This is a genomic window from Actinophytocola sp. (assembly GCF_035634895.1).
Taxonomy (GTDB): domain Bacteria; phylum Actinomycetota; class Actinomycetes; order Mycobacteriales; family Pseudonocardiaceae; genus Actinophytocola.
This window is the reverse complement of the sequence record NZ_DASQCC010000234.1, coordinates 31059-46777: the sequence shown is the minus strand read 5'-3', so window position 1 is coordinate 46777 and position 15719 is coordinate 31059. Positions and strand designations below refer to the sequence as shown.

Sequence of the window (15719 nt, the reverse complement as noted above, 5' to 3'; positions counted from 1 at the left end):
GCGATGACCGTGCTGACCCCTTGCGGCGACCGCGCCATCCGCCAACGCTTCGTCCAGGCCGCCACGGATCAGGACACAAGAGTCGTGGAATTTCAGCGGATGGCGTCGTTGCTCATGGGACGGAATGACCGCTGACGGTGAGGTGGTCTCCGCGGGCCGACCGTCGGGGCACGGGCGGATTGCGGACAGCACGAATGTCCGCACGTGGTCAGCGGCCATCGCACAGGAGGGTGTCCGGTGCGGGGATGCCCAGTTCCGCCCATTCGACGGGGGTGAGTTCGCGGTCGACGATGGCGCAGGCGACTCTGCGCCAGGACTCCGGGTCGAGGTCCCAGTTCACGAGGGTGCCGCTGTCGCCCATGACGAGTAGTCGTCGGCCGTCCTGGTCGAAGGTGGTCTTCGCGGGGATCACCTGGGGTTGGGGGAGGTCGGCGACCCGGCGTCCGGTCGTGACGTCCCACAGGTGGACCGCGGCGCCGGCCGCCGACACGGCCACCCGGGTACCTCGACGGTCCATCGAGAGCGTGCTGGCGACTCCGCCGGGTATGCGGCGGGCCGGCCACAGCTCCCGGCGCGTGGTGAGGTTCCAGCCGTGCAGTCGGCCGCTGACGTCGGTGGCGAGCAGGCGGTCGCCGGCCGCGACGAGGTGGTTGGCCCTGCTGGGCAAGGGGATCCGCCAGGCCGGGCGGGGCCTGTTCTCGGTGACGTGCACCAGGTGGACCTCGCCGTCCCGGCCCGCGATGGCCACGAGGGACGGGCCGACGAACAGTGCGTCCACGAGTTGTGCCGGGCCCGGCAGCCGATGGACGTGCCGGCCGGCGTCGACACGCCACAGGTGTGCTCCGGTCCGCAGGTCGCTGGTGAGCAGCGTCGTGCTGTCCGGGGAGAACCGCAGTAGGCGCAGGGGCTGGCCGCCGGTTCGCCACGGCTCGCCGAGCGGCCGGCGGTGGGGGACGTCCCAGCGCCACACGAGTCCGGCAGTGTCGCCGGCGACCAGGGTCGAACCGTCCGGACTGAAGGCCAGCGCGGTGATACGGGTGTTCTCGACGGCGGTGAGCGTGCCGACCAGTCTGCCGGTGGCGGTGTCGTGGAGGGCCACCTGGTCGGCGTGGACGGCGATCGCGACGAGTGAGCCGTCGGGGTGGAGGCTCGACGGCAGTGGGTCGATCGTGGTGATCCCGGTGTCGACGGTGTGCCGGAACCGGTGGTCGCCCGACAGGTCCCAGGTGAGCACCCGTTGGTCGAGACCCGCGGTGTGCAGGGTCCTGCCGTCGGTGGCGAACGCCAAGCCCGTGATGTTCGCCGTGTGCCCGCGGAGCGTGGTGGGCGGGACCGCGGGCTGGTGCGCGTCCCACACCCGCACGACGAGGTCGAGACTCGCGGCGACGAGCTCGTCGCCGCGCCAGCCGATCTCGGACACCAGCGACGGCAGCGGGTCGAGCCTGACGCGGATCCCGCCCGTGGCGAGGTCGAGCACCGCCGGGGTCAGGGTGCCTCCGCCGCCCAGGAACACCGTGTCACCGGCCGGGGACAACGCGAGCGGGCCGCCGACCTCCGTGCGGTGCAGCGCCACCCCCGTGCCGGGGTCGAACACCGCCGTCGCGAACGAGCTGGCGGCGACCAGGCCGGCCGCGGTGAACTCCAGGTCGGCGGCGTGGGACGTGGCCAGGCCGGGGAACGGGATACGGCGCTCCCACCCCGGGTCGGTCACGTCGATCAGGACGATCTCGTCCGGCACGGTGAGCGCCACCACTCGGCCATCCGCGCGCCACGCCGTCGCCACCGCCAGCTGGGTGCCGATCGGGTGCGCACCGATCCGCCGCCCCGTCGCCAGGTCCCAGAACAGCACGCGGGCGTGACCGGAGTCGATGGCGCTCACCGCGAGGGTTCGGCCGTCGGGGCTGATCGCCGGTCGGCCTAGCGACGAGGCCGCGACGCGATCCAGCACCTCGCTCTCGCGGGTGGCGAGGTCGACCCGCAGCACAGTGCCGTCGAAGCCGCTCGCGTAGAGGAACCGGTCACCGGGCGCGAGCGCCGTGCCAACCACCGACACCGGCAGCAGCGTGACCGCGCTGAGGTAGTCGGCCCGGACCAGCGCGGACAGCAGCGCGCCGTCGGCGGCGGGGGAGTCGTCGACCCGGGTCGCGGCGACGGCCAGCAGCAGTGCCCGGTCCAGGTCACCTTCCGACGCCGACCTGGCGGCGAGCTCCCGGCTGTGCGCCGCGCGGCTCCGTTCCTCCGCTCGGTCACGCTGCACCAACGCGGCGCCACCCGCGGCGACGGTACCGACGAGCGCGGCGACGAGCGCGACGACCAGGCGGCGCAGCCTGCGGTTCGCGCGGGACTGGGCCAGCGCGCGGGCCCGCGCCGCGCTGGCCGCCCGATCCGCCGCCGCCCGGCTGGCGGTAAGGAAGTCGGTCTCCACGGTCGTCAGCTCCGCGGTCCTCGGCTCCGCCCACTCCACCGCGGCGGCGAGGCGCACACCCCGAAGCAGGTCCTCCTGGGCGTGGCCACCCGAGGCCCACGCGGTCGCGGCGGCGGTGAGCGCGCGGTGCAGGCGGAGGCCGGCGAGGTCCTCGGTCAGCCACTCCCGCAACCGGGGCCACTCCGCCAGCACCGCCTCGTGCGCGATCTCCACCGCCCCGTCGTCGACGTTGACCAGGCGGTGCGCGGTCAGCGTCCGCAGCACCGCGTCGAGGTCTCCGCCGCCCAGGGCGGCCAGCTCCGCGCGGGGAGCCCTGCGCCGCACCATCGTGTCCCCGTCGCCCGGTGCGGCGAGCCGGAGCAGGACGCGGCGGGCGACGGCCCGTCGGGCCGGGGACAGCTCCTGGTACGCGCGTTCCGCGAGCCTCGCCACCGCGCCATGCACACCGCCGGTCGCGACGTAGCCGTCGAGGGTGAGCAGGCCGTCGTGGCCGCGTTCCCACAGCTCGCGCAGTGCCGTGGCGAGCAGCGGAAGCGCGCCCGACCGGCCCGCGACATCGGCCACGAGCGCGTCGCTGAGCCCGTCGGCCACCCGCAGGCCGGTGAGCGCGGCCGGTCGCTCGATGACCCGCCGCAGCTCGGCCTCACCCATCGGACCCACGAGCACCTGCGCCCGTCCGAGCGCCTCGGCGAGCGCGGGATGGGCCGCGCAGTGCCCGTAGTAGTCGGCCCTGAGGACCACGATGACCAGCACGTGTCGGGCCGGGTCGGCCGCCGCCGAGGTGAGCGCATCGAAGAACCGCGCGCGCTCCTCGGCGTCGGTGCACTCGGTGAACGCCTCCTCGCACTGGTCGACGAGCAGGACGAACGGCGCGCCCCGTTCGGTGAGGCGTGCGGGCAGTCGCGTGCCGGGGTGCGCGCCCGGTCGGCGGACGGCCGTCTCGTGGTCCCGCGCGAGCCTGGCGAGGAGACCGGCGCGGGCGAGCGAGGACTTGCCGCTGCCGGACGGGCCGACCACGGCGAGCAGGCGGTGCGTCACCAGTCGGGCCATGCCCTCCGCCAGCAGGCGCTCCCGGCCGAAGAACAACGGGGCGTCTGCCACGTCGAACGGGACCAGGCCGGGATAGGGGCAGACCGCGTGCTCGGCCGGCCGGCCGTCGTGGTCGTCGGCCGGCGGCTCGACGGACGCGTCACCCCGCAGGATCGCGGACTGGACGCGCCACGACCGCTCGCTCGGGTCCAGCCCCAGCTCGTCCGCCAGCCGCGCGCGCAGCCGGTTGAATACCTCCAACGCCTCGGCACGGCGCCCGGCGCCGTCGAGGGCGAGCATCAGCTGGGTGTGGAGGCGTTCCCGCAGGGGATACCGCGCGGCGAGGCCGGGCAGCTCGGCGACGAGCTCGGTGTGCCGGCCGGCGGCGAGGTCGGCGTCGACGCGCAGCTCCAGCACCGCCTGCCGCTGCTCCTCGAGCCTGCGGACCTCCTCGTGCAGCGCCGTGGCACCGGTCACGTCCACGTCCACGTACGGCGTGCCGCGCCACAGTTCCAGTGCCTGGCGGAACTTCGCCGCGGCCGTCAGGTGGTCGTGGGCCTGCCGACCCTGTCCGGTGAGTTCGACAAAACGGTCCACGTCCAGCTCGCCCGGCGCCACCAGCGCAGCGTAACCGTGGTGGTGACGGGTGATCCGGTTCCCGTCGCCGAGCGCTCGGCGCAGGTGGTAGACGTACACCCGCAGGTTGTCGGCGGCCGTCCGCGGCGGTGTGGAGCCCCAGAGCGCGTCGACGAGCCGTTCGCTCGGCACCGGGGTGTTGCGGTGGCAGATCAGCACCGCCAGGAGCGCGCGTTGCTTGCCGGCGCCCAGCTCGACGGGTCGCGAGTCCCTGAGGACCTCGAGCGGTCCCAGTACGCGGAACTCCATCGGTCATCACCACATCCGGTCCTGTGAAAGGAATACCGGACGGCGAGGCCGGAGAGGATCGGGTGAGTGCCGGACCCCGTACCCTGACATCCGGGTAACCTCGGTTGGCGATCTCGCTTACCGCACAGGCGGACTGGTCGGGCGTCGAAGGGTGAGGATGGCCGTTGCCGGAGCCCGGGCCGGCGAGCTGGTCGGCCGGGGCCAGGAGCTCGCGCGCGTCGACGTGGTGTTGTCCGAGGTCGCCGGCGGCGCGTTCCGGGCGATGGCGATCCGCGGTGAGCCAGGTGTCGGCAAGACGGCGCTGCTCACCGCGCTCGCCGAGCGTGCCGAACACCGCGGCCTCACGGTGAACCGCGGCCGGGCGACGGAGTTCGAGCGGGGTCTGCCCTTCGCCATCTTCGCCGACGCCTTCGAGCGGCTGGCCGCGATACACCACGCGTCCGCCGAGCTCGACATCCTGACCGCGGTGACCGGGGGCGGCACGGCCGAGCTGGACCGGTACCGCCTGTTCCGCGGTGTGCGCCGACTGCTGGAGTGGCGGGCCGGCGAATCCGGCACCGTCCTCGTGCTCGACGACCTGCACTGGGCCGACCAGGCGTCGCTCGAGCTGATCGAGTTCCTGCTGCGGCGGCCGCCGAGGGCGGCGGTGCTGGTCGCCCTCGCCTACCGGACCGCCCAGCCGCCGCCCGGCCTGGCGGACGCGTTGGCCCGGTTGGATCCGGCTGCGACACAGCTGGTGCTCGACCCGCTCGGGCCCGCGGACGTGGCCGCGCTGTATCCCGAGGAGCCGGCGCGGCGGCGGGCGCTGCTGCACCGCGCGACCCGGGGCAACCCGCTGTACCTCCGCGCGCTCGCCGACACCGACGAGCAGACGCTGACCGTGCTCGCCGAGCAGGCCGTCGACGACCGCGCGGTGCCCGAACAGGTCCTGCTCGACGTGCTTGGTGCCGAACTGGCGACGCTCGACCCGGTGTCCGGCCTCGTCGCGCAGGCCGCGGCAGTGGCGGGGGACCCGGCCGACCGCGACCTCGTCACGGTCGTCGCCGAGCTGTCGGACGAGGCCGCCGCGACGGCCTTCGACACCCTGAGCGGGGCGGGGGTGATGGCGCCGGAGGGACCGCGCCTGCGTTTCCGCCACCCGCTCGTCCGCGCCGCGGCCTACTGGCTCGCCCCGCCCGCGTGGCGCACCGGTGCCCACCGCCGCGCCGCGGGATACCTGAGGGACCGCCGCGGGCCTGTGCTGGCGCTCGCGCACCACACCGAGCGGTCCGCGCGGCCGGGTGACGAGGTGGCGGTGGCGACGCTCGTCGACGCGGCCACCGCGACCCGTCACACCGCCCCGGCGATGGCGGCCAGGCTGGCGCGCCGCGCGCTGCAGCTCGTCCCGGACCGCGCCGAGTTCGCCGACCGCCGCCTCGAGCTGCTGATGCTGCTCGCGAGAGCGCTCGGCTTCAGCGGTGAGCTCGCGGAGAGCCGGCTGCTGCTGCACGAGGTGATCCAGGCGGACGGGCCGCAGCGCGCCGAGGCGGTGACATTCTGCGCGGTGGTCTACCGGCTGCTCGGCAAGCTGGACGAGGCCACAGCGTTGCTCACGAGCGAGCTCGACCGGTTGCCGCCACGGGGTGAGCGGGTCGCGCAGGCCCTGCTCGAGCTGTCCGGTGTCGACCTGCTTCGACACGACGCGGCGGACGTGTGCCGGCACGCGGGCCGCGCGCTCGAGGCGGTCGCCGGCACCGGGAACACGGGCCTCGCGGCGTCGGCGCACGCCGTGCTGGCGCTGGGACTTCTGCAGCGCGCCGAGACCGCGCCCGCCGGCACGCACATCGCCAGGGCGGGCTGGCTGGTGGACGCCGCGCCGGACGCCGCGCTGCTCCCCGAGCTCGGCACCGTCGCACCGCTGGTCTGGGTCGAGCTCCACCTGCGCCACCACGATCGGGCCGAGCGCCACATCCGCCGTGCGCTCGCGCTCGCCAGGAGCAACGGTCTCGCACACACCCTGCCGTACCTGTTGATCGTCGACACGTTCCTGCGCACCCGCCTCGGGCAGCTGCCCGAGGCACTGGCCGCCGCGGACGAGGCGCGTGAGTGCGCGACCATCATGAGAGCCACCGAGGCGGCCGCCATGGCCGACATCGTCCGGCTGCGCCCGACCCTGTGGCGGCACGGCCCCCGCGCCGCGCTGGCGCTGGCCGCCGAGGTAGCCGCGGCGGGCCGGCCGGGCGGCGGGTGGTGGTCCGACCTCGCGCGGATCAGCCTCGCCGAGGTGCACCTCGGCGCCGGCGACGAGGAGCGGTGCCTCGCCGAGCTGGCCGGTGAGCACGTCGAGGACGCGACCGCCGCGTCCTACCGGTGGGCACTGCGTGCCGTGGCGAGCGCGGCACTCCGTCATCCGGACGAGGGCCGGCACGCGGCCGGCGAGGCGTTGCGGCACGCGCGGCGGTCGGGTCTCGCCCACCACCTCGGCGCGGCGCACCACGCCCACGCCGTGGTGCTCGACGCCGAGGACGACCTCGGCGCGGCCACCGAGCACGCGAGCGCCGCCGTGCGGGGGTTCGCCGAGGCCGGGTCGCCGGTGGAGGAGGGCATCGCCCGGCGGCTCCTGGCCGTCCTGCACGCGCGCGGCGGTCGGCGCGCGGCGGCGCGCGGCGAACTCGGCCGCGCGAAGGCGCTGTTCTCGGCGACCTCCGCCGACTGGCTCGCCGGTGAGGTCGCGAGGGACGAACGCCGGTTCGCCGGCCGCGCGCCGAGACCCCGCCGCAGCACGGAGAACGGGCTCGCGACGCTCACCGCGCGGGAGCGGGAGGTCGTCGACCTCGTGGCGGCGGGGCTGACCAACCGCGAGGTCGCCGAACGCCTGTACCTGAGCCACAAGACCGTGGAGACCCACCTGTCGCGCGCCTTCGCGAAACTCCACGTCCGGTCCAGAGTGGACCTCACGCGCCGAGTCGCGGAGTCCGACTGAAACCCTCTTTCCCGATGTTTCCCAGGTTGTCCCACATTCGGGAGCGGTGCGCACGCACGGTGCTTCACTGATCGCGTCGAGTCATGGATCACGTGGCTCGGTATCCCCCGACACAGGAGCGTCACATGCGAATGCGAGTGCTGCGAAGAAAGTTGACCGTGATGGCGGTGTGCGCGATGAGCGTCGGCGCCATCCTCGTCACGGCCGCCGCGCCGGCGAGCGCGGCCACGACCGGCGAGTTCGGGGTCAGGTTCAGGGACAACAACCAGAACGGGCAGTGCAGGGTCGAGGCCGATCCGCCGGGCGATGTCACGACCTGGGCTCCCATCGACAGCTGGACGCGGTACCTCGCGATCGACACGGACAGTCGGTCTGGTGGCTGCAACCTGTGGTTCGGTCTGAACAACCCCGATAGCTCGCTCGACGGCCTGCAACTCAGCTACACCTACACGGTCAGTACCGGCGCGCCCTCCCGACGGTGCGCGTTCCAGACTCCCTCCCCGCAGCCGATCAAGTTCTTCCCGTTCCCGATCGACTGGCCGGTCTGGATACCAGACCCGGGGATCACCCTCGACAGCGACGCCTTCCTGCCCGGTTGGTGCAACCTGACGCTGTACCTCGACGGAACGAGCAACATCGTTCTCGACATCCGGTACTGGTACGTCCAGGGCACCGACGGCGGTCAGTGCATCAGCGCCGCACAACCCGGGACGGAACAGGTCTGGACCGTCCGCAGAGACCACCCGGTCACGATCGGCCTGAACTCCGGCGACGGCGCCGGGGCGTGCTACCTCGCCTTCCGCCTGCGGCGCACCTGAGACGGCGGTGCGGGCGGCCACCGGCCGCCCGCACCCTACGCAGTCCGCGGCGTGGCACCGGCGGACAGCTCGGCGGCATAGGCACGCAGCAGGTGGGGGAGCCGGTACCGGCCGGCCGCCGTCGGCCGGACGAGGTTGGCGCGCACCAAGGTGGTGAGCAGCCGCCGCGCGTGGTCGGCGGTCGTGTGCCCCAACACGGCGGCGGTGGTCACCTCGAAGTCCGCGCCGCGGTGGTGGCCCAGCGCCCGGAACAACCCGGCCGCCTCGGGATCCCGTTCGGCGAGCACGCGGTAGGACCAGGAGAACACCGTGCGCACGTCGGTACGCGGATCGCCGGTCTCCAGCCACCCGAGGCCGTCGCCGGTCGCCGCCCCGCCGAGCGCCGCGATCCGCAGCGCCAGCGGCAGCCGACCGCACCGCAGCGCCAGTTGCGCGCTCATCCGGCCAGCGCCGGCCACGTTCTCCAGCAACACCACCGCGTCCGCCAGCGGGAGCACGTCGAGGTCGACGCGGTGCGCACCGTCACGCGCGACGAGCCCACCCAGGTCGTCGCGGCTGGTGACGACGACCATGCCACCACCAGCGCCGGGCAACATCGGCCGCACCTGTTCGGCGCAGGAAGCGTTGTCCAGCACGACGAGCATCCGCCGGTCGGCGAGCAGCGACCGGTACCGCGCGGCCAGGACCGACGGCTCGGCGGGCAGTTCCGCGCCCGGCGTCACACTGCCGAGCAGGGCGGCGAGCGCGTCGGCCGGCGCGAGCGGCCGGTCGGGACCGTAGCCGCACAGGTCGACGAAGAGGCACCCGTCCGGGAACCGGTCCCGCACCCGGTGCGCGAACCGCACCGCGAGTGCGGTCTTGCCGATGCCGGGGCCACCGGAGACCGCCACCAGCACGACGCCGTCTGTCGCGGTGCCGAGCGACGCCCCGGTCGACGCGGGCGCGCCGGGCGCGGTGACCAGGTCGGTCAGCAGTGCCATCTCCCGTGCGCGGCCGGCGAACCCCCGAACCGGTGCCGGCAGTCCGCAGGGGACCGGTGCCACCGCGGCGTCGGGTTGTCCGTGCACCCGGTACCAGGCCTCGTTCCACTCCCGCTGCTCGACGGGACTCGCCCCGAGCGCGATGACGATCCGGTCGAGCACTGCAGAAGGAGCCACCGTCCGGCCCGTCACGTAGCGGTGCACCGTGGACCGCGGCATCCCCACCCGCCGCGCGAGCTCCTCGAGGGTGACCCTCGCCCGCAGCGTGCCGGCCGTGGCCCTGGCGCGCAACAGGTCCAGCTCCCTGGCCAGATCGCCGAGCCCGCGCACCCGTCGAGGATCCGGACCCGCTCCACCCGCCGGTCGTTCCACCGCCCCGCCCTTCGCCCCGAGCCCTGCCCCGGCCGACGCTAGCGCCGCGTCGTTTGCCCTTCGTTGTGCGCGCGTATATGCGCAGCTCTCGACGTCGGCGGCGAGCCATCGAGCAGTCGGACCAGTGCGCGCATGCCGCTGATGCCGGTTCCCGGCAAGGATTCCCCGTCGGGCGCTACCACGTCCGTCGTCGACGACCCGGATGGCGAGCGTGGACTCGCCACAGGGCAGGCCGTCCAGCGTGGGACGTGCAGGTCCCGGTTCGGCGGTGACGCGGACCGGAGCGAGGCTTCCCGAAGCAGGCCGGCGACGGTGTCGGCCTGGTGGGCGGCCAGGGTGAAGGGCAGCCGGAGCCATCGGTCGGCGGTGCCGTCCACGATGAAGCGGGGACCGGGCGTGATCCGGAGGCCGAGGTCGAGGGCCGTCGAGGCGATGCGGGTCGCGCTGGGGTGGGGGAGTTCGACCCACAGGGCCATACCGGCTCGCGGAGAGGACCACCGCCAATCCGGTAGGAGGGCGCGCAGGGGGCCTGCTCGAGGGCGGCACGGGAACGGCGGAGGTGTTCTCGCCGGTCGGCGAGGATGGCGTCGGCGTCCTGGCGGAGCCGGACGGCGACCACCTTGTCCAGGACCGGGCTGCCGAGGTCGACGGAGCTCGTTCCCGCGTCCGTCTGGGAGGTCACTCGGACGCCCCTCAGCCCAGGGACATCGCGGTACGGACTCCGGCGGCGTACCGCTCCGGGCGCTCCCAGGCCGCGAAGTGCCCACCGCTGGTCTCCTCCACCCAGGACCGGATGTCGAAGAAGCGTGCCGCGAATTCCCGGGGAGCGTTGACGAGGTCCTTGGGAAACATCGTGAACGCCGCCGGTGCGGTGATCGGTTCCCGTGGCCCGGGCCCGACTTCCGCATACGGGGTGAACGACGTTCCGATCGAGCCGTTGACCCAGTACGCCGTGATCCAGGTCAACAGCTCCTCGCGGGTGAACACCGTCGTGACGTCGCCTCCGCAGTCCGTCCACGTGCACAGCTTCTCCAACAGCCAGGCGGCCAGCCCTGCCGGCGAGTCGCCGAGTCCTACCGCCAGGGTGTGCGGCTTGGTCGCCTGCTCCCGCATGTAGCCGCCTTCCTCGGCCTGCCAGCGGCGCCCGTACCGCACGTAGGCCTGCTCGACCGTGGAGAGGTCCTCCGGAGGATCGACCAGGAACCGGTTCTGCGACACATCGGTCAGGTGGAGGGCGGCAACTCTGTCGGGGTAGGCCGCGGCGAGTACCTCGGCGACGTCACAGCCGATGTCACCGGCGGAGACGACGTAGCGGTCATAACCCAGTTCCGCCATCGCGGCTGCCACCGTCTCCGCCATGGCCGCGGCCGACATGCCACCACGGGCCACCGGGGCCGCGAACGGGAAGCCCGGCAGAGCCGGGATGACCACGTTCAGATCCGACAGGAGCGGCAGGACCTTCTCGAACCGCAGTACCGAGTCGGGCCAGCCGTGCAGGAGGAGAACCGGAACGCCCTGAGCCGAGACGCGCTGGTGGATCAGCCGGACGGGGACGCTGGTCAGTACCCACGGCAGCGCACGGATCCGTGCTTCGTGCACCCGCCAGTCGTAGTGTTCGGCCCAGTAGGCGATGAGCTCGGCCAGGAAGTCGCCGTCAACGCCACGCTCCCACCCGAATCCCGGCGGTAGCGCCACCCGGCGGTAGGTCCGCAGCCGGGCGCGCAAGTCCTCCAGCACCGGCACCCGGACGACATCAGGCGCCACATCAGGCATGACGATCTCCGTCCTCAGTGTACTCGCGGGTGGCCAACGGTCACCTCAGTGAGCCGAAGAAGGCGGCGATGTCGTCGGCCAGCAGGTCGGGTTCCTCGTAGGCGGCGAAGTGGCCGCCGCGGGGCATGGTGGTGTAGTGGGTGACCGTGTAGACGCGTTTCGACCCAGGCGCGGGGTTGCCGGCCGCCGATGTCGGCGGGGAACAATGCCAGGGCGGTCGGCACGTCGACACGCTCGACGGGCGGGACGAGCTGGTGATGACGCTCGTAGTACGGGCGGAACGACGTGGAGATCGTGTTGGTGAACCAGTACAGCGATGCCTGGGTCAGGAGGAAGTCGTCGCCGAACCGGTTCGCCAGGACACCGTCGCAGTCGCTCCAGGCCCGGTACTTCTCGAGGATCCAGGCGAGCAGCCCGGAAGGGGAATCCGACAGGCCCTGGGCAAGGGTCAGCGGTCGGGTTCCCTGCTGGTGTGAGTATCCCCGCTCAGCGACGTCCCACGCCTTCTCCGCCGCCAGGTAGGCCCGTTCCTCCTCGCTCAGTCCGGTCACGTCGTATTCGGCGGGGTTCTGGGCCTCCTGGAGGTGGAGTCCGACCAGTGCGTCGGGGTGGGCCTGCGCGAGCCGGCTGACGTCTCCGGCGCCGAGGTCGGAACCGTGCGCGCCGTAGCGGTCGAAGCCCAGCTCATCGGTCATGAGTCGATGCCACATGTCGTAGGTGTGCATGCTTTCGTCGAAGGACGGGCGTTGCGGGGACAGGCCGAAGCCCGGCAGGGACGGGACGATGACGGTGAACGCATCCTGCGGGCTGCGGCCGAAGCGCGACGGGGCCGACAGGCGCTCCGCCAGGCCGACGAGCTCGAGCAACGAGCTGGGCCAGCCGTTGGCCAGCAGGATCGGTAGCGCTCCGTCGCTCTCGGCGGCGAAGTGCAGGTAGTGCACGACGGTGCCGTCGATGTCCGCGAACCGGGACGGCAGGGCGTTGACAGCGGCCTCGTGCTCGCGCCAGTCGTACGCCGAGGCCCAGTAGTCGACCAGTCGGCGGAGCTCTTCGCCGTCCGTGCCCGCCGCCCAGGCGCTGGTCGGCCACGGTCGCGCCCACCGGGTGCGACGTAGGCGCGCTCGCAGGTCGTCCAGATCGGCCTCGGGGACGTCGAGCACCTTGTGCGTGCCGGTCATCGCCTTGCTCCTTTCCGTCCGTACGGGTGACACCAACGAACGCTAACACCGGTGTCGCTGGCGGGCAACACCACTCTCGTGTTACAACGGTGTCGTGGTGTCGCTGCAGGTGGTCGAGGACTTTCTCAACACCGTCGATGAGCGGACGTTCACGCGGCATGGGGAAAGCCATGTCCCCGGGGAGCGGCTGACCTCTCCTCAGGCGTTGGCGGACTGGCTGGCGGTCCGCGACCTCACGTCCGGCGGTACCCCGTTGGGCACGACGGACGTGGCGGCCACCATCGCGCTGCGCACGGCGCTCCGACAGGCGCTCGTCGCCGATGCCGATGCCACGACCCTCGAGGACTATCCACTGCGCCTCGTACTGGACGCTTCGAACGGGCTGCGTCTCGCCGCCACGTCCGGCAGGCCGTGGCTGGACGCCATCGTGGAGACGGTGGCGTCCAGCGTGGCCAACGGCGACTGGTCACGGGTCAAGCTCTGCGCCGCACCGGACTGCCGCTGGGCGTTCTACGACCTCTCGCGCAACGGCCGCGGCCGCTGGTGCGCGATGGAGATCTGCGGCAACCGCCACAAGACCCGTACCTACCGCGAGCGTCGCCACCACGACAAACGTGGTTGAGCAGGCCGAGCAGGTTCGTGCCGGACGGCTTCGATCGGGTGCATCACAAGGTGGGCGTGCGCGCCGCCTCAGCGTAAGTCGTTCGCGTGGTCTTCGGCCCACTTCGCGAACGTGTGGGCGGGACGGCCGGTGACGTCCGCGACGATGGTCATACCGGCGGTGGTGCGGTGGTTCCGGCCTGCCATGCGGCCAGAATCGCGTCGACACCGGTGGGCGGCATGGTCTTGCCGAGTTCGACGCGTGCCTGTTCGACCGAGATCGGCTCGAGGGTGATGTCGCGACCGGTGGCCGCACCGATGTGCCGTACCTGCTGGCGGCTGGACAGTGACTCGGGCCCCCACACGGGGTAGGCGTGGCCGTGGTGACCCGCCTGGGTCAACGCGGTCACCGCGAGCGCCGCCAGGTCCTTCTCGTGAGCGGGCGCTGTCCGCGCGTCGGGGTAGGGCACTCGGACGACGCCCTCGTCGCGGATCGAGTTCCGCCACCACCACAGGGTGTTGGTGGCGAACATCCCCGGTCGGATGAATGTCCACACCAGGCTGGAGTTCTCGAGGGCGGACTCGACGGCGATGTGCCCGGGCGATCGGGTCGCGCGCGGCGTCCGGGTGGATGACAGACCCGGTCGATAGCAGTACCACGTGCCGGACGCCGGCGGATTCGGCTGCCGTCACGAAACCGTCGATTCCTTCCACGCGCTCACGCCGCAGGTGACGCTGCTGATGTCCGTTACGGCCAACGTACGTGTGGTCGAGAGCAGTCGCGACCGGGCCGATGTTGTCAGCACTGCGTCAACCGCACGTACGACGACGTGAACTCAAACCCACCACGTCCGGCCGCGTCCGCGACTCTCGGCACGCGAGACCTTTACAGGCCGAACAGAAGTGGATCACACTGTCGAGGGCACACCAGGCCATCGTCGCTTCGACACGGCAACGGGAGAGCGCGATGACAGCGCACGGTCAACCACCACTGTTCCCGTTCGATGCACCGCCCTCGACAGACCCGCCCGCCGAGGCGATCCGGATGCTGCACACCGACCCGGTGCCCTTGGTCCGGTTGGCCAGCGGGCATGAGGTCCGGTTGGTCACCCGCTATGACGACGTCCAGCGCGCGATGTCCGATCCCAGGATGAGCCGCGCCGCGCTGGCGACACCGGAGGCACCCACCATCGTCCCCGGCCTGCAGTCACCGGAAATGATGCCGAACATGGACCCACCCGATCACACGAGACTTCGTCGTTTGGTGGCCAAGGCGTTCACCATCGGCAACGTGGAACTCCTGCGGCCGAGAGTGGAGACGGTCGCGACCAGCCTGATGAATCAGATGCTGGCCGCCGGACCGCCGGCGGACCTGGTCAGTGCGCTGGCCGAACCGCTGCCCGGCATCGTGATCTGCGAACTGCTCGGCATCGCCCACGACGAGCGCGAACCCCTGCTCGCCTTCATCGAAGCCATGTCCATCACCACCACGTTCGATCAGGAGGCGTTCGCGGTGACCGGCGCCGTCGCCGCGTCGCACCTGCTCGGGTTGATCGAGCGCAAGCGTCACCACCCCGGCGACGACCTGCTCTCCAGACTGGTCCAGGTGCACGACGAGGATGGCGATCGGCTCAGCGAAGCCGAACTGCTGATCACCGTGATGCTACTGATCGGCGCCGGCCAGGAGACCACCATGGCTCAGCTGGCCAAGTCCGTACTGTTGTTGTCCCACCACCCGGACCAGTGGGCACGCCTGGTGGCGGCGCCGGACCTGGTGCCGAACGCGGTCGAGGAACTGCTCCGGGTCGTTGCCCTGGGACACGCCGGGCAGCCACGAATGGCCCGTGAGGACGTGGAATTCTCCGGCCAGACCGTCGAAGCCGGCACCACGGTGTTCCCGGTCGTGAACGCAGCCAACCGGGACCCTGCCGTCTTCCCCGATCCAGACCGGTTCGACGTGGACCGCCGCGAGGCGGCCCACCACCTGTCGTTCGGCCGGGGTGTGCATTTCTGTCTCGGCGCGCCGCTGGCCAGGATGGAACTGCAGGTCGCGTTGCACGCCCTGGTGACCAGGATGCCCGGCCTACGGGTGGCCGAGCGGGACGATGAGTTGGCGTGGCAGCCCGAGAGCCTGACCCGAGGACTGCGGCGGCTCCTGATCACGTGGTGAATCCCGGTTCGTTGTCTGCTCCTTCGGTCCGGACACACTGGTTCAGGACGCGAATCGGTCACGGTTGCCGAACCGGTGGATGTCACCTACGTCGGCCAGCAGCCGCGCGGCGCCGGACGGCCCGATCCCGTGCGGGTCGAGCAGCGTGGAGCCGCGGGTGATCACCAGTTCGCGGAGATCTCTGTCCGCGGCCTCGGTCTTCTTGTCGATGGTCTCCGGCTTCGCGATCAGTTCGACCGAGGACGCACGCCGCCGACGCGACGCCGGGTGGCGATTGCTGTGCAGGGCGGCGGTAGACACCGCGGCGCCCGGCGAGCAGCGCGACGAACGCTGAGACGCGGAGGGCGCCGTAAAGGCGGCCGGCGGCGCAATGACATGACGGTTCAGCTGCGGGTAGACGGCCTTGCCGGTGAGTGCGGTGGTCACCTCTCTGGCACGGCCTGTGTAACGCCGCGGCAAGGAGGTCGCCGCCCACAGTGCTTGCTGGGCCCCAGATACGGGACCTTCGCGAGAACGCTGATCGCGGT

General features: G+C 72.3%; 11 protein-coding genes. 4 read left to right on the top strand and 7 right to left on the bottom strand.

Annotation, left to right across the window (positions count from 1 at the left end; all coding sequences use genetic code 11):
- Window positions 1-208: 208 nt before the first annotated feature.
- A complete protein-coding gene (locus VET29_RS36345) occupies window positions 209-4339 on the bottom strand; it encodes a BTAD domain-containing putative transcriptional regulator (protein WP_324929408.1) in 4131 nt (1376 codons plus the stop codon).
- 157 nt (window positions 4340-4496) lie between these two features.
- Here VET29_RS36345 and VET29_RS36340 point away from each other — a divergent pair, with 157 nt between their 5' ends.
- Both VET29_RS36340 and VET29_RS36335 read left to right on the top strand, forming a co-directional pair.
- Window positions 4497-7301 (top strand): ATP-binding protein, encoded by a 2805-nt coding sequence (locus VET29_RS36340; protein WP_324929406.1) that lies wholly within the window; start codon window positions 4497-4499, stop codon window positions 7299-7301.
- Window positions 7302-7426: 125 nt separating this feature from the next.
- Complete coding sequence (locus tag VET29_RS36335; RefSeq protein ID WP_324929404.1) at window positions 7427-8119, top strand: hypothetical protein; 693 nt, start codon at window positions 7427-7429, stop codon at window positions 8117-8119.
- A 35-nt stretch (window positions 8120-8154) separates the two neighbouring features.
- On the opposite strand, the gene VET29_RS36330 is transcribed toward VET29_RS36335, so the two are convergent.
- From VET29_RS36330 to VET29_RS36315, 4 genes are all read right to left on the bottom strand, one after another.
- Window positions 8155-9429, bottom strand: a complete 1275-nt coding sequence (locus tag VET29_RS36330) for a helix-turn-helix domain-containing protein (protein ID WP_324929402.1) — start codon at window positions 9427-9429, stop codon at window positions 8155-8157.
- Window positions 9430-9509: 80 nt separating this feature from the next.
- Window positions 9510-9947 (bottom strand): hypothetical protein, encoded by a 438-nt coding sequence (locus VET29_RS36325; RefSeq protein ID WP_324929400.1) that lies wholly within the window; start codon window positions 9945-9947, stop codon window positions 9510-9512.
- A gap of 217 nt (window positions 9948-10164) precedes the next feature.
- The gene (locus VET29_RS36320; RefSeq protein ID WP_324929398.1) at window positions 10165-11244 is read right to left on the bottom strand and encodes an epoxide hydrolase; all 1080 of its coding nucleotides are present in this window, start codon (window positions 11242-11244) and stop codon (window positions 10165-10167) included.
- 14 nt (window positions 11245-11258) lie between these two features.
- A complete protein-coding gene (locus VET29_RS36315) occupies window positions 11259-12422 on the bottom strand; it encodes an epoxide hydrolase (protein WP_324929396.1) in 1164 nt (387 codons plus the stop codon).
- A gap of 94 nt (window positions 12423-12516) precedes the next feature.
- On the opposite strand from VET29_RS36315, the gene VET29_RS36310 reads away from it, so the two are divergent.
- Window positions 12517-13044: a CGNR zinc finger domain-containing protein gene (locus VET29_RS36310; protein WP_324929394.1), complete on the top strand. Its 528-nt coding sequence runs from the start codon at window positions 12517-12519 to the stop codon at window positions 13042-13044.
- Window positions 13045-13192: 148 nt separating this feature from the next.
- On the opposite strand, the gene VET29_RS36305 is transcribed toward VET29_RS36310, so the two are convergent.
- Window positions 13193-13555, bottom strand: coding sequence for a hypothetical protein (locus VET29_RS36305; protein WP_324929392.1), 363 nt, complete (start codon window positions 13553-13555; stop codon window positions 13193-13195).
- Window positions 13556-13989: 434 nt separating this feature from the next.
- Here VET29_RS36305 and VET29_RS36300 point away from each other — a divergent pair, with 434 nt between their 5' ends.
- Window positions 13990-15192 (top strand): cytochrome P450, encoded by a 1203-nt coding sequence (locus tag VET29_RS36300; RefSeq protein WP_324929390.1) that lies wholly within the window; start codon window positions 13990-13992, stop codon window positions 15190-15192.
- A 42-nt stretch (window positions 15193-15234) separates the two neighbouring features.
- Here VET29_RS36300 and VET29_RS36295 read toward each other — a convergent pair whose 3' ends face one another.
- Window positions 15235-15618, bottom strand: a complete 384-nt coding sequence (locus VET29_RS36295; RefSeq protein ID WP_324929388.1) for a hypothetical protein — start codon at window positions 15616-15618, stop codon at window positions 15235-15237.
- Between the last annotated feature and the right edge of the window lie 101 nt (window positions 15619-15719).